Genomic DNA, 19145 nt, shown 5'->3' with positions numbered 1-19145 from the left:
GTCAGGAAAGTGGATATCAGCGGAAAGCTGAGCGTGAAAGGGGTAAGTCTGAGTGCAGGCAAGGCGTTCAGGGGAGAACGGGTCGGGCTGAAGGAGATGCAGGAAGACGGGAGCTACGAGGTGTGGTGGTACAGCACGAAAGTGGGGGTGATCGACCTGAAGAAAAAGTCGATCACCATGGGTAAAGGATGTTAAAAAGTGTTCACCATGTCCCCGAACACCTGTCTACCATGTCCCCGGACTGTACATGGGAGAGGGTCGGGGTGAGGGCATCAGACCGCACCTCACCCCCAATTTTGATCCCGTCACACAATTTTCACAAAAACGCTTGCCGTGAATTTGCAGTTTATTGATAATGATTATCATTGTTACATTGATTGTTATTTATAAACATTATGTCACGTACGGATAACAGCACGGCAACGCCAATAAAAACACACACAGCGCCTTCCCCCACCTCCACCGATCGCCGTATCGACAGCAAAACCCTGCTCGGTGATGAGGGGCGGGTCATTATCGAGCATGACGGCCAGCACTATCTTCTGCGCCAGACCCATGCCGGAAAACTGATCCTGACTAAATAAACAACACGATAATTTCGCCAGCCACCCAGGTGATCCCCAGGCAGCCAGCGCTTTTCAATTCTTATGGAGAGTTGCTATGCCACACCTGCATTCCACGTCTTTACGTCCGTCACTTCTGGCGCTGGCGATTGTCAGCACCCTGCCGGGGGCTGCGTTTGCCGCCACAGACGACATCACCGTAACCGCCACCGGCAACGCCCGCAGCGCCTTTGAGGCGCCGATGATGGTCAGCGTCATTGACGCCACCGCCCCGGAAAACCAGACCGCCAGCTCTGCCGCCGACCTGCTGCGCAAGGTCCCCGGTCTGACGCTGGACGGCACCGGCCGCACGAATGGTCAGGACGTCAACCTGCGCGGTTACGACCGTCGCGGCGTGCTGGTACTGGTCGACGGCGTGCGTCAGGGAACCGATACCGGCCACCTCAACAGCACCTTCCTCGACCCGGCGCTGATCAAACGTATCGAAGTAGTGCGCGGTCCTTCCGCTCTTCTGTACGGCAGCGGCGCATTGGGCGGCGTGATTTCCTATGACACCGCCGACGCCAACGATCTGCTCGAGCCGGGCAAGAACAGCGGCTACCGCGTGTTTGGTACGGGCGCGACGGGCGATCACAGCATCGGAATGGGTGCCAGCGCCTACGGCCGTACCGAGACGCTGGACGGTCTGGTGGCTTGGTCGAGCCGGGATCGCGGTGATATTCGCCAGAGTGACGGTGCAACGGCGCCTAACGACGAATCCATTAATAATATGCTGGCAAAAGGGAGCTGGAAAATCGACCCGGCTCAGACCCTGAGCGGCTCCCTGCGCTACTACAACAACGACGCGCAGGAGCCGAAAAACCCGCAAACCACCGACGCGTCCGACAGCAGCAACCCCATGACCGACCGTTCCACCATCCAGCGTGATGCGCAGCTTGGCTACCACCTTGCCCCGGAAGGTAACGACTGGCTGAACGCCGATGCAAAAGTCTACTGGTCCGAAGCGCGCATTAACGCCCAGAACGTCGACGGCACCGGCGAGTTCCGCAAGCAGACCACCAAAGGCGGCAAAGTGGAAAACCGCACCCGTCTGTTCAGCGACTCCTTTGCGTCTCATCTCCTGACCTACGGCGGCGAATACTATCGTCAGGAGCAACGCCCCGGCGGTGCGACAACCGGCTTCCCGAATGCCAAAATCGATTTCAGCTCCGGCTGGCTGCAGGATGAGATCACCCTGCGCGATCTGCCCGTGACCCTGCTGGGCGGTACGCGCTACGACAATTATCGCGGCAGCAGCGAGGGTTACGACGATGTGGATGCCGATAAGTGGTCATCCCGCGCCGGGTTAACCATCAGCCCAACCGACTGGCTGATGCTGTTCGGCTCTTATGCGCAGGCCTTCCGCGCGCCGACTATGGGCGAGATGTATAACGATGCGAAACACTTCTCCATCGGCAGCTTCTACACCAACTACTGGGTACCCAACCCGAACCTGCGCCCGGAAACCAACAAAACCCAGGAGTTCGGTTTTGGTCTGCGCTTTGACGATCTGATGCTTGCCAACGATGCGCTGGAGTTTAAGGCCAGCTATTTCGATACCAAAGCCAAAGACTACATCTCCACCACCGTCGATTTTGCCGCGGCGACCACCATGTCCTATAACGTCCCCGACGCCAAAATCTGGGGATGGGACGTAATGGCGAAATACTCCGCCGACCTGTTCAACCTCGACGTGGCCTACAACCGCACGCGCGGCAAAGACACCAACACCGGCGAGTATATCTCCAGCATTAACCCGGACACCGTCACCAGCAAGCTGGATATCCCGGTGGCGCAAAGCGGGTTCTCCGTCGGCTGGATCGGTACTTTTGTCGATCGCTCAACGCATATCAGCAGCAGCTACAGTAAACAGCCGGGCTATGCGGTCAATGATTTCTACGTCAGCTATAAAGGTCAGGAACAGCTCAAAGGCGTGACCACCACGCTGGTGCTGGGCAACGCCTTCGACAAAGCGTACTGGTCACCGCAGGGGATCCCGCAGGATGGTCGTAACGGTAAGATTTTCGTGAGTTATCAGTGGTAACGCATATTAAGAAGGAAGAGACAATGAATCACTACACACGCTGGCTTGAGTTAAAAGAAGACAATCCGGGTAAATACGCGCGAGACATCGCAGGGTTAATGAACATCAGCGAAGCGGAGCTGGCCTTTGGCCGCGTAGGTCACGACGCCTGGCGACTGCACGGTGAAATCCTCGAGATTTTAGGCGCGCTGGAAGCCGTGGGCGAAACCAAGTGTATCTGCCGCAACGAATACGCCGTGCACGAGCAGGTCGGGAGCTTTACCAACCAGCACCTGAACGGCCACGCCGGGCTGGTGCTGAACCCGCGCGCGCTGGATCTGCGCCTGTTCCTCAACCAGTGGGCGAGCGTGTTTCACATCAGCGAAACCACCGCACGCGGTGAGCGTCAGAGCATTCAGTTCTTCGATCGCCAAGGCGATGCCCTGCTGAAGGTGTATACCACGGACAATACCGACGTCTCTGCCTGGGGCGACGTGTTGACCCGTTTTATCTTTGCCGACAACCCGCCGCTTGAGCTGAAGGCCGCCGATGCCCCGGCTCACGCTGAGAATGCGGATGCCGCGCGTGTGGACACAGAGTGGCGCGCCATGACCGACGTTCATCAGTTCTTCAGCCTTTTGAAGCGCCATAACCTCAGCCGCCAGCAGGCGTTTCGTCTGGTGGGCGACGATCTCGCCTGCAAAGTTGAGAACAGCGCGCTGGGGCAGCTGCTGGAAACGGCACGTCAGGACGGTAACGAAATCATGGTTTTCGTGGGCAACCGCGGCTGCGTGCAGATCTTCACCGGCGCGGTGGAAAAAGTCGTACCGATGAAAGGCTGGCTGAATATCTTTAACCCCACCTTTACGCTGCATCTGCTGGAAGACGCCGTCGCGGAGAGCTGGGTAACGCGCAAGCCGACCGCAGATGGCCACGTCACCAGCCTGGAACTGTTTGCCGCCGACGGTACGCAAATCGCCCAGCTGTATGGCCAGCGTACCGAAGGCGAGCCGGAGCAGAGCCAGTGGCGCAGCCAGATTGACGCCCTGACGCCAAAAGGGATGGCCGCATGAAAAGCTGGTTTGCCCTGCTGAGCGCCCTGCCTCTGGTGGCGTTTGCCGCCACGCAGGAGAAAATTGTCACCCTCGGCGGCGACGTCACAGAGATCGTTTATGCCCTTGGCGCACAGTCTTCTCTGGTCGCGCGCGACAGCACCAGCCAGTGGCCGCAGGCGGCGAACGACCTGCCAGACGTGGGTTATCTGCGCCAGCTTAATGCGGAGGGGATTTTGTCCATGCGTCCCACGCTGGTGCTGGCGAGCGCTCAGGCTCAGCCTTCTCTGGCGCTGAAGCAGGTTGAGCAAAGCCGCGTCAGGGTGGTCACCGTTCCCGCCAGTAACGCCCTGAGCGTGATTGACGAGAAAGTCCGGACGATCGCCGAAGCAACGCACCAGCAGGCGCAGGGAGAAATCCTGCGCAAAACGCTGCGTGCGGAGCTGGCTGCACTGCCTGGGTCGTCGCTGAACAAGCGGGTGCTGTTTATTCTTAACCACGGCGGGATGACCGCCATGGCTGCCGGGCAGCAAACCGCCGCGGATGCCGCCATCCGTGCGGCGGGTTTACAGAACGCTATGCAGGGGTTTTCCCGCTATCAGCCGCTGTCGCAGGAGGGCGTGATTGCCAGCCAGCCCGACCTGGTGGTGATTTCGCAGGACGGCGTGCGGGCGCTGGGCGGTGAAGAAAATCTGTGGACGCTGCCGGGTCTGGCGCAAACGCCAGCCGGGCGGAACAGACAGGTGCTGGCGATTGATGACATGGCGCTGCTGGGCTTTAGCGTGCGAACGCCGAAAGCGATCCAGCAGCTGCGCGCCAAAGCGGAGCAACTCCCCTGATGTCCCGGCGGGTGACGGTTTCACTGTGGCTGCTGGCTGCCCTGCTCTCCCTCTTGACGTTCACGGCCACCGGCTTTGGTGCGTTGCGCCTGCCGGTCAGCCTGCTGTGGAACGGCAGCGACGAGGCGCTGCGTCAAATCTGGCTGACGATCCGCCTGCCTCGCGTGCTGCTGGCGCTGGTCATCGGCGGGTCGCTGGCGCTGGCGGGGTGTGTGATGCAAGGACTGTTTCGCAATCCCCTGGCGGATCCGGGTTTGCTCGGCATCAGCAGCGGCGCGGCGCTGGCGGTCGCGCTGTGGGTCGTTCTTCCGCTCTCGTTACCTGCCCTGATGATGCTCTACGCTCCGATGCTGGCAGCCTTTCTCGGCGCGCTGGCAGCGACCGTTGCGATCTTCCTGCTCAGCCAGCAGCGTAACAGCTCCCTGTCACGTCTGTTACTGGTTGGCATTGCGATAAACGCCTTGTGTGGCGCGGCGGTCGGCGTCCTCTCCTGGGTGAGTAACGATGCGCAGCTTCGCCAGCTTTCGCTCTGGGGAATGGGCAGCCTCGGCCAGGCGCAGTGGTCTACACTGCTGGCCGTCACCTCGCTGATGGTGCCCACCGTTCTGGTTATCTGGCGGCTGGCGCACGCGCTCAACGTGCTGCAACTCGGTGATGAGGAAGCGCACTACCTGGGTGTGGATGTCGCCGTCGTACAGCGGATCCTGCTGCTGTGCAGCGCCCTGCTGGTTGCTGCCGCAGTGGCGGTCAGCGGCGTGATCGGTTTTGTGGGGCTGGTGGTACCGCATCTGATGCGTATGTGGCTGGGCGCGGATCACCGGGCCGCGATCCCCGGTTCGGTCCTCGCCGGTGCTACGCTGCTGTTGATTGCGGATACGGCCGCGCGAACGCTGGTCGCGCCAGCAGAAATGCCGGTCGGTTTGCTGACCAGCCTTCTTGGCGCACCCTGGTTTCTCTGGCTTATCTTCCGTCGTGGAGGGCAACATGGCTGACCGCTATTGCGCGGAAAATATTGTTTTTCAGGCGGGACGACGTACGATAATCAACGACATTTCGCTGTCGTTATCGCAGGGTGAACTGATCGCGTTAATTGGCCCGAACGGTGCCGGGAAATCGACGTTATTACGGCTGTTAACGGGTTATCTCAAGCCTGCCAGCGGGCACTGTCTTCTGGCGGGGAAACCCCTCAGCGCATGGCGTCCGGACGCGCTTTCCCGCCAGCGGGCGGTAATGCGACAAAACACGCAGCTGGGATTTGACTGGCCGGTGGAGGCCGTTATCGGCATGGGCCGCGCCCCGTGGACGCGCACGCCTGAAGCGGCAGTCATTCAGGAAATCATGCGGATCACCGAATGTTTACCGCTTGCCGGAAGGCAATTTGCGGCGCTTTCCGGTGGCGAACAGCAGCGTGTCCAGCTGGCGCGCGCGCTGGCGCAGCTCTGGTGCGACGGTGCTCCGCGCGGCTGGCTGTTCCTGGATGAACCCACCTCCGCGCTGGATCTCTACCATCAGCAGTATCTGCTGCGGCTGTTGAGATCGCTGACCCGTCAAAAGGATCTGCACGTCTGCGTGGTGCTGCACGATCTTAATCTGGCGGCGCTGTGGGCAGACAGGATCCTGCTGTTGCATAACGGCAGGCTGGTCGCCGGAGGCACACCGGAGGCCGTCCTGCAGGCCGATGCGCTGGCCCACTGGTATGGCGCACAGGTGCATGTAGGTCAACATCCGGCTCACGCCGCGCCGCAGGTGTTTCTCGCCCCCTAGCTTGAGCAGCTCACTTCCAGCCGCTTGCCCCAGTCAGGCGGGCGGCTGACGTAGTCATCGTCCCGGTCGGCAAACGGCGTACGCAACGCCACATGCAGGCGGTGTAGCTCGTCGTACTGTCCCTGCTCTGCTTGCTCAATCGCCCGCTGCGCCAGCCAATTGCGCAACACCATTGCGGGGTTCGCGGCATTCATCTTCTCCTGGCGGGTTGCATCGTCCACCTGCTCCTGCTGAAGCCGCGAGCGGTAGCGCGTGAACCAGTCGTCAAACGCCTGCCTGTCGATAAACTCGTCGCGCAGCGGTGACGCCGCGCTGTTCTGCTCCGTCTGGCTCAGCATCCGGAAGGTGCGGGTGTAGTCACTCCCTTCCCGCGCCATCAGCGCAAACAAGGTGTTCAGTAATTCGTTATCGCCCTTCTCCTGGGTCAGCAGGCCCAGCTTGTTGCGCATCAGCGCACCATACTCCCGCAGCAGCACCTCCTGATAGCCGTCGAGCGCATCGTTCAGGGCATCGACGTCAATAAAAGGCGACAGGCTTTGCGCAAGGCGTTGTAGATTCCACAACCCTACAGCAGGCTGATTATCAAAACTGTAGCGTCCCTGATAGTCCGAATGGTTACAGATGTAACCCGGCTGGTAATCATCAAGGAAGCCATACGGACCGTAATCGAAGGTGAGTCCCAGAAGGGACATGTTATCGGTATTCATGACCCCGTGTGCAAACCCGACGGTCTGCCAGCGGGCAATCATTGAGGCGGTACGAGAGACGATATCGCGGAACCAGAGAACATACTTTTCTGCTTCGCCCTGCAACTGTGGCCAGTGGCGGCGAATGGCATAGTCTGCAAGCTGTCGGACTTTTTCCGGCTCGCGGCGATAGTAAAAGTGCTCAAAATGACCAAAGCGCAGATGGCTTTCAGCGATGCGGACCAGCATTGCCCCCTGCTCCACCGTCTCACGCGCAACCGGCGTGTCGCTGGTAACAATGGACAGTGCGCGCGTGGTAGGGATCCCCAGCGCATGCATGGCTTCCGACGCCAGGCTTTCGCGGATCGTTGAGCGTAGCACCGCGCGCCCGTCGCCCATTCGCGAATAGGGGGTAAGACCTGCGCCTTTCAGGTGCCAGTCAACCGTCTCCCCGTTGGGAAGCTGTTGTTCACCGAGCAGGATCCCCCGGCCGTCACCCAGTTGCCCCGCCCAGACGCCAAACTGGTGGCCGCTGTAGACCTGAGCCAGAGGCTGCATGCCCGGCAAAAGCGTTTCGCCGCCCCAGACGCCAGCCCCTTCTGCAGGCTGGAACAGGTCAGGCGGGATCGCCAGTTCGTCAGCCAGCGGCGCGTTATGCCAGATAAGACGGGAATGGTGTAACGGTGTAGGTTTGAGTGCGGTATAGAAGCCAGGCAACTCGTCATGCCAGTGTGCAGTAAAAGACAGGGTCATAGGTCCTCCTGCTTTTAGTGTAGAGGGTTTAGCGGGTCTTAAACACGGGCGAAGAGAAGGGTTATCATTGAACGAGCGTCGTCACCTGCTCTGCCGGTACGGCAGGCCAGAGACTTCCCTGCATCGCGCCAAAATTAAACGTCAGCACGCGCTGCAACAGGCTGTGATCGTCAATCCCGGATACCATAACCGACTGGCAGTGTGGGGTGATTTGCCAGAGTATAGCGCGCATAAAGGGCTCAAAAGAAAGCGCAGCAGCCCGCTGCTGGATAAAACCCTTGTCCAGTATTACGCGTTTAAACAAACCGTCATAAACCGCTTTGAGAGATGCTGCACCTGCGCCAAAGTTTGTCAGCACTAAAGGAAAATGGATTGCCATTCTCGCCAGGTTCAGATCATCTTTTCCATTATTTAAACCTGGATAGTTCTCATTAACAGTAAACTCAAGAAAAGGATAGCGCTCAAGTAATGAAACAGCATTTCCATTAGTTAATAAAAACTCAACTATTACAGGTGTAATATTGATCCATGCAATTAACTGATGCTGAATAAAGAACAGTTTACAGGTGTCGAGCAATTGCAGTTTCTCTTGAAACAGCACTAACTCTTCTGCGGGTGAAAGACGCGGGACAACCAGTTCAGTAGGGATCCTCACTTCCGTGTCAACGCCAGCAAAGTTAACCACAAGCTCTAAACCTTTAAGCTCCCCGGCGCTATTACGCGCAGGCTGCAGCAAAAGTTCAGACTTGTAGGCATTATCTAGCGTAATAATCATTGCACTCGCCCCGCATTAAAGATGAGAGAGGACATCCTGGAGCAATTGACGACACAATTCCACTGTCTTGATTTTAATAAGATTAATTTCATCAGTTCCGTAATATTTTTCAGATTTATCCCTGAATCTAAATTAATCTTATCCTGGTTACTGTGTAATAGCCAGTTTTAGATAAAACAGATACATCTGGACATAACTAATTCTTCTTAAATTTAACTTTAATCATCTTATATGATTAAAAGCGGCATAGATTATTAGTTACCCTGCCGCCAGCGTTAAGCCGTCAAGGCGCGACTAAATACGCCGCGCCTGCCAGAAATTTTTACGCCAGTAGACATTATCGAGCGAAGAGCGCATCACCCCACGGCTGGTCGAAGCATGAATAAACTGGTTATCCGTATCGTAAATGCCAACATGGAGACCGCTTTCACCCGAACCGGTTTTGAAAAAGACCAGGTCGCCAGGCAGTAACTCATCTTTGTTGATTTCCGTGCCTATTTCAGCTTGCTTGCGCGTTTCACGCGGAAGCTGCAAATCAAACTTATCGCGGAAGGTCATCAGAACAAAGCCTGAACAGTCCACGCCGCCGCGGCTCATACCGCCGTAGCGATAAGGCGTGCCGCGCCAGTTGCTTAACTGGTCGTTCAGGCTGGCAATCACGGTGATTGAATCCGAGAGCCGGGCATTAGGGGGTGGCGCACGATGGCTACTGCATCCCGCAAGAAAGAGCGCTGCCACAAAGAGAAACCAGAATCGCATGTCCAGACGAATCCTCTGCTTTTTTTATTCTTTTTGTAATTTAGCGTGCAAGTAGGCTACCAGGCAAGAAACGGTTACTCTTGCGCGGTAGAAATCAGCATCTTATGCCCTTCTATGTCCAGCCTGCGAAACGACATATTGTACGCGCGGGCAAGATTTGGGGGCGTAAGAACCTGGTCACGCGCGCCGCTGGCAATCATTTTGCCTCGCGACAGCAGCCAGACCCTGTGGGCATGACGCAGCGTGTGGTTAAGATCGTGACTGCTCATGACGACGGCTATCCCCTGACGAGACAACCCGCTTAGCAGGGTATCCAGCGCCGCCTGCTGGGCGACATCCAGACCGCTCATCGGCTCGTCCAGAAGCAGCAAGCGTCCGTGAGGATTTCCTGCCGGATGGATCTGCAGAATAACCGCGGCCAGACGCACGCGTTGCCACTCCCCACCGGAGAGCTGGCTGGCGTGACGGGTGAGTTTATCGTCTAACCCTAACCCCGTCGCGACATCCGAGAGCAGCGTGGCGCTGTTTTTATCATGCAGATGCAGCATCAGATAGTGCCAGACCGGCATCGCAAACGGTGGCACCTGCTGCTGAACTAAATAGCTACGCCGATGTGCCAGCGATACCGGTGACCAGTCGACAAGGGCGTGCCCCTGCAGCACGATCTCGCCCGGACCAGAGGCCAGCCCCGCCATGCGTGCCAGCAGCGTGCTTTTACCGGCCCCATTTGGCCCGACAAGATGCAGGATTTCTCCGGCATTGATAGCACCGGTTACCGGCTCCAGACGTCCCTTATCGGCGACGTCCGTGAGCTGCATCAGCAACGTCATTATTTCGCCAGCGCCAGCTTGATAGACTCCATGACGATCGGATCTTCAGGGGTCATATCCGGTGAGAAACGCTGGACAACCTGGCCGTCGCGACCAATCAGGAATTTTTCAAAATTCCACAGGATATCGTCAGGATAGAGCGGCGCACGCCCTTTGCTTGCCATACGTTCATAGAAACCGCTGCCCTCTGGCGCCACGGCGGTCGGCGCTGCGGCCACCAGCTTCGCATAGAGCGGGTGGCGGTCTTCACCGTTAACGTCGATCTTGCTGAATAGCGGGAACGTCACGCCATAGGTGGTGCTGCAGAAGGTTTTAATCTCTTCTTCGCTGCCCGGCTCCTGACCCAGGAATTGGTTGCACGGGAAGCCCAGTACGGTGAAACCGTCTTTCTCCCAGGCTTTCTGAATGTTCTCCAGCTGTTCGTACTGCGGCGTCAGGCCACATTTAGATGCCACGTTGACGATGAGCAACACGTTGCCCTTGTAGCCTTCCAGCGTGGTTTTTTCGCCGTCAATGGTGGTCACTTCGGTATTCAGAATATCAGTCTGCATAGCATTCCCTCAGGTTGTCTTACGGGTAGTGATTTAACGTCCAGCTTTTAAGAGTAGCCAGATAAATACCGGCGCGCCCAGCGTAGCGGTCACTACACCAATCGGCAGTTCGGCTGCGCTCAGGGCGAGTCGGGCGATGATGTCAGCCACCAGCAGCGTTGCCGCTCCGGCAACCGCCGAGGCCGGAAGTAAAGTCCGATGGTCGGTAAAACCGCACAGACGCAACATATGTGGGATAACCAGCCCGATAAAGCCAATCGCCCCCGCCAGCGCCACGCTCACCCCCACCATCCAGCCAATGGCAATCACCAGCGCATTGCGCCAGAAGCTAATCGGCATGCCGAGCTGGCGAGCTGACGTTTCGCCGAGCGCGAGAATATTCAGCGGTTGTGCCTGAAAAGAGGTCCACAGTATGACCGGGATCAACAGCGCCATCAGCCAGCCCTGCCGCCAGTCGACGCCACCGAATCCCCCCATCATCCAGTACATGAGCTGGCGCAAATCGAACGACGTTGAAAAATAGACTGCCCAGGTCATTAACGCGCTGCAGATGATCCCCAGCGCCACCCCGGCAAGCAGCAGCCGACTGGTCGACAGATGCCGTCTGGCAAAACGCAGAAGAATGATGGTTATCAGCAAGGCGCCGAGAATAGCGCTAAAGCTAATGCTCCACGCTGAGAGTGCCCCGCCCCCCAGCATGACAGCCGCAATCAGCCCCACGCCAGCCCCATTCGACACGCCAAGCAGCCCGGGCTCCGCCAGCGGATTTTCAAACAGCGCCTGCATGATGGTGCCGCACAGCGCCAGCGCGGCCCCCACCAGGATCACAGCCAGCGTGCGCGGCAGGCGTATTTGCCAGACGAAAAGCTGGCCATCCGGACCCAACCAGCTTTCCGGCCCCAGCCACCTGTCGCCCGCGCACAGGCTAACGACAGCGGCCACAATGAGCAGCAGCGCAAGCAGAAACAGGCGACGTCGATCGGAACGGTGCTGGCGATGGGCAAAATCAAGCATGGGTATGGTTTTAGTCACGTGAGATGTAATTGATTTTACGGTGGGTTTGCAGAAGAGCGCAAAGAAAAAAGGCCGCAATAGCGGCCTTTTTAGTTAGTTCATATTACTCTGCTTTAGGCGTTGCGTTTTCGACACGGCTTTTTAACTTCTGGCCGGGTCTGAAGGTCACCACGCGGCGGGCTGTAATGGGAATATCTTCCCCCGTCTTCGGGTTGCGACCCGGACGTTGGTTTTTGTCTCGCAAATCAAAATTGCCAAAACCGGAGAGTTTTACCTGCTCACCATTTTCCAGAGCACGACGGATCTCTTCGAAAAACAGCTCTACCAGCTCTTTGGCATCCCGTTTGCTAAGCCCAAGCTTATCAAACAGATATTCTGACATTTCAGCTTTTGTAAGCGCCATAGGTTCAATCCCTCAATGATGCCTGGAATCGCTCTTTTAATGCCTCTACACATCTGGCAACGGTAGCGGCAATCTCCTCTTCTTCGAGTGTACGGCTGGTATCCTGAAGGATAAGGCTAATAGCGAGGCTCTTGAAACCTTCTGCTACGCCCTTGCCGCGGTACACGTCAAATAAGTTTACGCCAACTACCTGATTTACGCCAACTTTCTTACATTCGGCCAAAATATCTGCTGCGGGCACGTTTTCAGCGACGACAACCGCGATATCACGGCGGTTCGCCGGGAAGCGTGATACGTCCTGCGCCTGAGGAATGACGCGGTCTGCGACCGGGTTCCACTCCAGCTCGAACACGATGGTACGGCCATTCAGGTCCAGCTTACGCTCCAGCTCCGGATGAACAACCCCAATGAAACCAACGCGTTTGCCGTCTAAATAAATCGCCGCGCTCTGGCCCGGATGCAGGGCTGGATTCGCTTCTGCGCGGAATTCAATTTCAGACAATTTACCGGTCAGATCGAGAATGGCTTCCAGATCGCCCTTCATATCGTAGAAATCAACCGTACCTTTTGCCAGATCCCAGTGCTCTTCATAGCGGTTACCACTGATAGCCCCCGCCAGCATGAGATCCTGACGGATGCCTAAATTCGCCTGAGTATCCGGTACAAAGCGCAATCCACTTTCGAAAATTCGCACGCGGTTTTGCTGACGATTCTGGTTATAGACGATAGTGCCGAGCAGGCCGGTCCACAGGGACAGACGCATCGCGGACATCTCGCTGGAGATCGGGCTTGGCAGGATCAGCGCCTCCTGGCCCGGGTGGATCAGTTGCTGCAGCTTTGGATCAACAAAACTGTAGGTGATCACTTCCTGATAGCCTTTGTCGTTGAGCATGGTTTTCACACGCTTCAGGGACAGGTCGGCTTCACGGTGGGTGCCCATCACCAGACCCGCCTGTACCGGCTCGTCAGGGATGTTGTTGTAGCCGTAAACGCGGGCCACTTCTTCCACCAGATCTTCTTCAATTTCCATGTCGAAACGCCATGATGGCGCAACGGCTTTCCACTCGTCCAGGCCTTCGGTCACTTCACAGCCCAGACGGGTCAGAATGTCGGTAACCTGTGCATCGGCAACGTGGTGGCCAATCAGGCGATCCAGCTTGCTGCGGCGCAAGGTAATGGTGGCACGCTTAGGCAGCGTCGCTTCGTTGGTCACGTCAATAACCGGACCCGCTTCGCCGCCGCAGATGTCGATCAACAGGCGAGTCGCGCGTTCCATCGCTTTGTACTGCAGAGCCGGGTCAACGCCGCGCTCGTAGCGGTGAGAGGCATCGGTATGCAGACCGTGGCGGCGTGCGCGGCCGGTGATGGAGAGCGGGCTGAAGAACGCGCATTCCAGCAGAACGTTTTGCGTTTCCTCGTTCACGCCAGAGTGTTCACCCCCGAAGATACCGCCCATTGCCAGCGCTTTGCTGTGGTCAGCAATCACCAGAGTATCGGCGTTCAGTTTGGCTTCGCTGCCGTCCAGCAGAACCAGGGTTTCGCCCTCTTTCGCCATGCGCACAACGATGCCGCCGTCGATACGATCTTTATCGAACGCGTGCATCGGCTGGCCCAGCTCCAGCAGAACGTAGTTGGTTACGTCAACAACCGCATCGATTGAGCGGATGCCGCAGCGGCGCAGCTTCTCTTTCATCCACAGCGGCGTTGGCGCCTTAACGTTAATGCCTTTCACCACGCGGCCCAGATAGCGCGGGCAAGCATCCGCAGCCTCAACCTGGATTGGCAGCACGTCACTGATGGTCGCTTCAACCGGTGCAATCTCCGGCGCGTTCAGTTCGGTCTGGTTCAGCACGGCAACGTCACGCGCCACGCCGATGATACCTAAGCAGTCGGCACGGTTTGGCGTGACGCTGATTTCAATGGTGTTGTCGTCAAGCTTCAGGTATTCACGGATATCGGTGCCGATTGGTGCATCCAGCGGCAGCTCAATGATGCCGTTGTGGTCGTCGGAAATCCCCAGCTCGGAGAAGGAGCACAGCATGCCTTCAGACGGCTCGCCGCGCAGCTTAGCCGCTTTAATTTTGAAATCGCCCGGCAGCACTGCACCGACGGTTGCCACGGCCACTTTCAGCCCCTGACGGCAGTTTGGCGCGCCGCAGACGATATCCAGCAGACGGTCACCGCCCACGTTCACTTTCGTCACGCGCAGTTTGTCGGCGTTAGGGTGCTGGCCGCACTCGACCACTTCACCCACCACCACGCCGGTAAAAGCACCCGAGACAGGATCGACGCCATCAACTTCCAGACCCGCCATGGTGATCTGGTTAGAAAGTGCTTCGCTGTCGAGCGTCGTGTTCACCCATTCGCGTAACCACAGTTCACTGAATTTCATTGTTCTGTCCTGCCCTTATTTAAACTGTTTGAGGAAACGCAGATCGTTTTCGAAGAATGCACGTAAGTCGGTCACGCCGTAGCGCAGCATGGTCAGACGCTCCATGCCCATACCGAAGGCAAAGCCGGAGTACACTTCCGGATCGATACCCACGTTGCGCAGCACGTTTGGATGCACCATACCGCAGCCCAGCACTTCCAGCCATTTGCCGTTTTTACCCATCACGTCAACTTCCGCAGACGGTTCGGTGAACGGGAAGTAGGACGGACGGAAACGAACCTGCAGATCTTCCTCAAAGAAGTTATTCAGGAAATCGTGCAGCGTACCCTTCAGGTTGGTGAAGCTGATGTTTTTATCAACAATCAGACCTTCCATCTGGTGGAACATTGGGGTATGGGTCTGATCGTAGTCGTTACGATAGACGCGGCCCGGCGCGATAATACGGATTGGCGGCTCCTGATCCTTCATGGTACGGATTTGAACGCCGGAGGTCTGAGTACGCAGCAGACGCGTAGCGTCGAACCAGAAAGTGTCGTGGTCAGCACGTGCCGGATGATGGCCAGGAATGTTCAGGGCATCGAAGTTGTGATAATCATCTTCAATTTCCGGGCCAGTCGCCACGGTAAAGCCGAGCTCACCGAAGAAACTTTCAATGCGATCGATGGTACGGGTTACCGGGTGCAGACCACCGTTTTCAATACGGCGACCGGGCAGAGAAACGTCGATGGTTTCCGCTGCCAGACGCGCATTCAGCACCGCGCTTTCGAGTTCAGCTTTACGCGCGTTCAGCGCCTGCTGTACCTGCTCTTTGGCTTCGTTAATCACCGCACCCGCTGCCGGGCGTTCTTCCGGCGGCAGCTCACGCAGGGTAGTCATTTGAAGGGTTAAATGCCCTTTCTTGCCCAGATATTCGACGCGGACATTGTCTAACGCGGCAACATCTGAGGCCTGGTTAATGGCGGCCGTTGCACTGGCAACCAGCTCTGCGAGATGTGACATGGTTTTCCTCATTATGTCGGTGCAGACACCGATTTGGTGGACTTATTCTCTCGAATTTAGACACAAAAAAAGCCTCCATCGGGAGGCTTATCTGGCGCTGTTTTTCGTTTCATCTTTCACGCGCTAGCCTCCTGAATTCAGGTGCTAAAGTAAAAGAAGAAGCGGAAAATAGCAGCATTCATGCTTGCGTTACCTTGTGTGGTAAAAACCGTGAAGACCTTATTGAAAAGCCTGAACGGGTAAAAGTCAATGTTCTGATGATGTTAAAACAAAAGAGGGAGCAAAGCTCCCTCTCTCAACTGGCTTATGCCAGTGCTGCTTTCGCTTTTTCGACCAAAGCGGTGAACGCTACTTTGTCGAATACTGCGATGTCAGCCAGGATCTTACGGTCGATTTCAACAGAGGCTTTTTTCAGGCCGTTGATGAATTTGCTGTAAGAAATACCGTTCTGACGTGCTGCTGCGTTGATACGCGCAATCCACAGTTGACGGAACTGACGCTTACGCTGACGACGGTCACGGTAAGCGTACTGACCTGCTTTGATAACAGCCTGGAAGGCAACGCGGTAAACGCGTGAACGCGCACCGTAGTAGCCTTTAGCTTGTTTCAAAATTTTCTTGTGACGTGCACGTGCAATTACACCACGTTTTACGCGAGCCATGTGTGCTCTCCTGTATCTATATTCTTAGTAAAAAAATTAAACGTTAACGGCTTATGCGTACGGCAGGCACGCGATAACCAGACCCAGATCGCCTTTAGAAACAAGGCCTTTTGGACGCAGGTGACGTTTACGCTTAGTAGATTTTTTGGTCAGAATATGACGCAGGTTTGCGTGCTTACGCTTAAATCCACCACCACCGGTTTTTTTGAAGCGCTTAGCAGCACCGCGTACGGTCTTAATTTTTGGCATCTTAATAACTTCCACTTCGCATTGTTAAATAAACGAAACATAGGCGAACAAAACCTATGAAACCCGAAGGCTCCACAGATTTTGCTGCTTGAAGGCCTTACTGTTTCTTCTTAGGAGCGAGCACCATGATCATCTGGCGGCCTTCGATCTTCGTAGGGAAGGATTCGACTACTGCCAGTTCACTCAGATCTTCACGGACGCGGTTAAGCACTTCCATACCGATCTGTTGGTGGGCCATCTCACGACCGCGGAAACGCAGTGTGATCTTGGCCTTATCGCCATCTTCCAGAAAGCGAATCAGGCTGCGGAGTTTTACCTGATAATCGCCATCGTCGGTACCAGGACGGAATTTGATTTCCTTAACCTGGATAACTTTTTGCTTCTTCTTCTGTTCCTTAGAAGACTTACTCTTTTCATAAAGGAACTTGCCGTAGTCCATGATACGACAAACTGGCGGTTCGGCGTTAGGGCTGATTTCAACTAAATCTACTCCAGCTTCTTCAGCTTTTTCGATCGCTTCTCTCAGACTCACAATCCCCAGTGGTTCACCTTCAAGATCTGTTAAGCGAACTTCCTGGGCGCGAATCTCGCCATTGATACGATTCGGACGTGCCGTTTGAACTCGTTTTCCGCCTTTAATACCTTATTCCTCCAGTTGTTGAAGACTGCGGCTGCGAATCTCTTGTTGCAGCTTCTCAATCACTTCACTTACGTCCAGGCTCCCCAGGTCTTTACCACGGCGGGTGCGAACGGCAACTTTGCCTGCTTCCACCTCTTTATCACCACAGACCAACATATACGGGACACGACGTAAAGTGTGCTCGCGGATTTTAAAGCCAATCTTCTCATTTCTCAAGTCTGCTTTTACGCGAATGCCCGCATTTTGTAGTTTCTGCGTCAATTCTTTAACGTAATCCGCCTGAGAATCGGTAATGTTCATCACCACGACCTGCACTGGCGCAAGCCAGGTTGGGAAGAAGCCCGCGAACTCTTCGGTCAGGATGCCGATGAAGCGCTCCAGTGAACCGAGAATTGCACGGTGAATCATTACCGGCACCTGACGCTCGTTGTCTTCGCCAACATAAGAGGCGCTTAAACGCTGCGGCAGGGAGAAGTCCAGCTGTACAGTACCGCACTGCCAAGCTCTGTCGAGACAGTCATACAGGGTAAATTCAATTTTCGGACCGTAGAATGCGCCCTCGCCCAGCTGGTATTCGAACGGGATACCGTTCTCTTCCAGCGCCACGGCGAGATCCGCTTCTGCGCGATCCCATGTCTCATCGCTACCGATACGTTTTTCCGGACGCGTTGAGAGTTTGACCACGATTTTCTCGAAGCCAAAGGTGCTGTACATATCGTAGACCATACGAATACAGGCGTTAACTTCGTCACGGACCTGATCTTCAGTACAGAAGATATGCGCATCATCCTGAGTAAAGCCACGAACGCGCATCAGACCGTGCAGCGCACCTGATGGCTCGTTACGGTGGCAGCTACCGAACTCCGCCATACGCAGCGGCAGGTCACGGTAGGATTTCAGACCCTGGTTGAAGATCTGAACGTGACCCGGGCAGTTCATTGGCTTGATGCAGTACTCACGGTTCTCAGACGAGGTGGTGAACATTGCATCTTTGTAGTTGTCCCAGTGGCCGGTTTTTTCCCACAGCACACGGTCCATCATGAACGGGCCTTTCACTTCCTGGTACTGGTACTCTTTCAGCTTGGAGCGAACGAAGGTTTCCAGTTCACGGAAGATAGTCCAGCCGTCGTTATGCCAGAACACCATACCCGGCGCTTCTTCCTGCATATGATACAGATCAAGCTGCTTACCGATTTTACGGTGGTCACGCTTCGCAGCCTCTTCAAGGCGCTGCAGGTACGCGCTCAGGGCTTTCTTATCTGCCCATGCGGTACCATAAATACGCTGCAACATCTTGTTGTTGCTGTCGCCACGCCAGTAGGCGCCTGCGATCTTCATCAGCTTGAAGTGATGACAGAAGCGCATGTTCGGCACGTGCGGTCCACGGCACATGTCGACGTATTCTTCGTGATGGTACAAGCCAGGCTTGTCATCATGCGAAATATTTTCGTCAAGAATAGAGACTTTATAGTTCTCGCCGCGCTTCACGAAGGTTTCACGCGCTTCGTGCCAGCTGACTTTCTTCTTGATGACGTCATAGTTGGTTTCGGCGAGCTCGTGCATACGTTTTTCGAGCGCGTCGATATCTTCCTGGGTCAGGGTATGATCGAGGTCAACGTCATAGTAGAAGCCGTTGTCGATAACCGGGCCGATCGCCATTTTGGTGTTTGGCCACAGCTGTTTAATCGCATGACCTAACAGGTGCGCGCAGGAGTGACGAATGATCTCAAGACCTTCTTCGTCTTTCGCGGTGATGATAGACAGCTTCGCATCGCTCTCGATCAGATCGGACGCATCAACCAGCTCACCATTTACACGGCCAGCGATGGTCGCTTTCGCGAGTCCAGGACCGATATCCAGGGCAACATCCATTGGGCTAACAGCGTGGTCGTAATGGCGTTGGCTGCCATCAGGAAGAGTAATTACAGGCATTTTATATCCTTATTTGCAGTGATGCCCCACACATAAGAGCATATACAAAGAAAATAATCATTATTTAACAATAGATTGCGAAACCATCTGACCAACAATCGTCAAATTGGCTCGTCATCATGCTCCCGCCGATTTCAGACAAATGCGGATTTACGGCAAGCCCCCTAATGGTAACACTAATGAAAGGGCGAATGCACCCTCTGCGACCAGTTTGAACCTTC

General features: G+C 55.9%; 20 protein-coding genes, 1 pseudogene and 1 other annotated feature. Of the genes and pseudogenes, 7 read left to right on the top strand and 14 right to left on the bottom strand.

Going from position 1 to position 19145, the window contains the following annotated elements; genetic code table 11:
- From ACTJJA_RS05260 to ACTJJA_RS05230, 7 genes and pseudogenes are all read left to right on the top strand, one after another.
- A pseudogene (locus ACTJJA_RS05260) lies at window positions 1–195 on the top strand (IS481 family transposase); the annotation flags it as partial.
- Window positions 196–395: 200 nt separating this feature from the next.
- A complete protein-coding gene (gene hemP / locus ACTJJA_RS05255) occupies window positions 396–584 on the top strand; it encodes a hemin uptake protein HemP (RefSeq protein ID WP_440666550.1) in 189 nt (62 codons plus the stop codon).
- Window positions 585–660: 76 nt separating this feature from the next.
- Complete coding sequence (locus tag ACTJJA_RS05250; RefSeq protein ID WP_010426064.1) at window positions 661–2646, top strand: TonB-dependent hemoglobin/transferrin/lactoferrin family receptor; 1986 nt, start codon at window positions 661–663, stop codon at window positions 2644–2646.
- A gap of 23 nt (window positions 2647–2669) precedes the next feature.
- A complete protein-coding gene (chuS, locus tag ACTJJA_RS05245) occupies window positions 2670–3698 on the top strand; it encodes a hematinate-forming heme oxygenase ChuS (RefSeq protein WP_440666547.1) in 1029 nt (342 codons plus the stop codon).
- Window positions 3695–4516: a heme/hemin ABC transporter substrate-binding protein gene (locus tag ACTJJA_RS05240; RefSeq protein WP_440666545.1), complete on the top strand. Its 822-nt coding sequence runs from the start codon at window positions 3695–3697 to the stop codon at window positions 4514–4516. Before chuS ends, ACTJJA_RS05240 begins: the two co-directional genes overlap by 4 nt.
- On the top strand, window positions 4516–5508 hold the full coding sequence (locus ACTJJA_RS05235) for a FecCD family ABC transporter permease (RefSeq protein ID WP_440666543.1): 993 nt from the start codon (window positions 4516–4518) through the stop codon (window positions 5506–5508). The genes ACTJJA_RS05240 and ACTJJA_RS05235 overlap by 1 nt, the downstream gene beginning before the upstream one ends.
- Window positions 5501–6280 (top strand): heme ABC transporter ATP-binding protein, encoded by a 780-nt coding sequence (locus ACTJJA_RS05230; protein WP_440666542.1) that lies wholly within the window; start codon window positions 5501–5503, stop codon window positions 6278–6280. Before ACTJJA_RS05235 ends, ACTJJA_RS05230 begins: the two co-directional genes overlap by 8 nt.
- Here ACTJJA_RS05230 and selO read toward each other — a convergent pair.
- From selO to thrS, 14 genes are all read right to left on the bottom strand, one after another.
- Window positions 6277–7719 carry a protein adenylyltransferase SelO gene (gene selO / locus ACTJJA_RS05225; protein ID WP_440666541.1) on the bottom strand — a complete coding sequence of 481 codons (1443 nt, stop codon included), beginning with the start codon at window positions 7717–7719 and terminating at the stop codon, window positions 6277–6279. The two genes, ACTJJA_RS05230 and selO, sit on opposite strands and share 4 nt — an antisense overlap.
- Before the next feature lie 64 nt (window positions 7720–7783).
- Complete coding sequence (locus ACTJJA_RS05220) at window positions 7784–8494, bottom strand: EAL domain-containing protein (RefSeq protein WP_440666540.1); 711 nt, start codon at window positions 8492–8494, stop codon at window positions 7784–7786.
- A 294-nt stretch (window positions 8495–8788) separates the two neighbouring features.
- On the bottom strand, window positions 8789–9253 hold the full coding sequence (locus tag ACTJJA_RS05215) for an NlpC/P60 family protein (protein WP_010426073.1): 465 nt from the start codon (window positions 9251–9253) through the stop codon (window positions 8789–8791).
- Window positions 9254–9327: 74 nt separating this feature from the next.
- Window positions 9328–10083 (bottom strand): vitamin B12 ABC transporter ATP-binding protein BtuD, encoded by a 756-nt coding sequence (gene btuD, locus ACTJJA_RS05210; RefSeq protein ID WP_440666539.1) that lies wholly within the window; start codon window positions 10081–10083, stop codon window positions 9328–9330.
- On the bottom strand, window positions 10083–10634 hold the full coding sequence (locus ACTJJA_RS05205; RefSeq protein WP_042714875.1) for a glutathione peroxidase: 552 nt from the start codon (window positions 10632–10634) through the stop codon (window positions 10083–10085). The genes btuD and ACTJJA_RS05205 overlap by 1 nt, the downstream gene beginning before the upstream one ends.
- Window positions 10635–10667: 33 nt before the next feature.
- The gene (btuC, locus tag ACTJJA_RS05200) at window positions 10668–11648 is read right to left on the bottom strand and encodes a vitamin B12 ABC transporter permease BtuC (protein WP_440666537.1); all 981 of its coding nucleotides are present in this window, start codon (window positions 11646–11648) and stop codon (window positions 10668–10670) included.
- A gap of 103 nt (window positions 11649–11751) precedes the next feature.
- Window positions 11752–12051 (bottom strand): integration host factor subunit alpha, encoded by a 300-nt coding sequence (gene ihfA, locus ACTJJA_RS05195; protein ID WP_003857805.1) that lies wholly within the window; start codon window positions 12049–12051, stop codon window positions 11752–11754.
- A gap of 4 nt (window positions 12052–12055) precedes the next feature.
- The gene (pheT, locus tag ACTJJA_RS05190) at window positions 12056–14443 is read right to left on the bottom strand and encodes a phenylalanine--tRNA ligase subunit beta (RefSeq protein ID WP_440666535.1); all 2388 of its coding nucleotides are present in this window, start codon (window positions 14441–14443) and stop codon (window positions 12056–12058) included.
- Window positions 14444–14458: 15 nt separating this feature from the next.
- Window positions 14459–15442: a phenylalanine--tRNA ligase subunit alpha gene (gene pheS, locus ACTJJA_RS05185; RefSeq protein ID WP_010426091.1), complete on the bottom strand. Its 984-nt coding sequence runs from the start codon at window positions 15440–15442 to the stop codon at window positions 14459–14461.
- Window positions 15443–15504: 62 nt separating this feature from the next.
- Window positions 15505–15629: a sequence feature (Phe leader region), on the bottom strand.
- Entirely contained in the window at window positions 15580–15624 is a 45-nt protein-coding gene (gene pheM, locus ACTJJA_RS05180) for a pheST operon leader peptide PheM (RefSeq protein ID WP_001386830.1), read from the bottom strand. Its footprint overlaps the feature before it by 45 nt.
- Before the next feature lie 117 nt (window positions 15630–15746).
- A complete protein-coding gene (rplT, locus tag ACTJJA_RS05175; RefSeq protein WP_000124850.1) occupies window positions 15747–16103 on the bottom strand; it encodes a 50S ribosomal protein L20 in 357 nt (118 codons plus the stop codon).
- Between the two features lie 51 nt (window positions 16104–16154).
- Window positions 16155–16352: a 50S ribosomal protein L35 gene (rpmI, locus tag ACTJJA_RS05170; RefSeq protein WP_003030583.1), complete on the bottom strand. Its 198-nt coding sequence runs from the start codon at window positions 16350–16352 to the stop codon at window positions 16155–16157.
- Between the two features lie 97 nt (window positions 16353–16449).
- Window positions 16450–16992 (bottom strand): translation initiation factor IF-3, encoded by a 543-nt coding sequence (gene infC / locus ACTJJA_RS05165; RefSeq protein ID WP_059443439.1) that lies wholly within the window; start codon window positions 16990–16992, stop codon window positions 16450–16452.
- 3 nt (window positions 16993–16995) lie between these two features.
- The gene (gene thrS, locus ACTJJA_RS05160) at window positions 16996–18924 is read right to left on the bottom strand and encodes a threonine--tRNA ligase (RefSeq protein ID WP_010430168.1); all 1929 of its coding nucleotides are present in this window, start codon (window positions 18922–18924) and stop codon (window positions 16996–16998) included.
- Window positions 18925–19145: the final 221 nt, after the last annotated feature.

This window comes from Enterobacter sp. 22452 (genome assembly GCF_052045065.1).
In the GTDB taxonomy this organism is placed as follows: domain Bacteria; phylum Pseudomonadota; class Gammaproteobacteria; order Enterobacterales; family Enterobacteriaceae; genus Enterobacter; species Enterobacter mori.
This window is presented reverse-complemented; position numbering and strand designations above follow the sequence as displayed.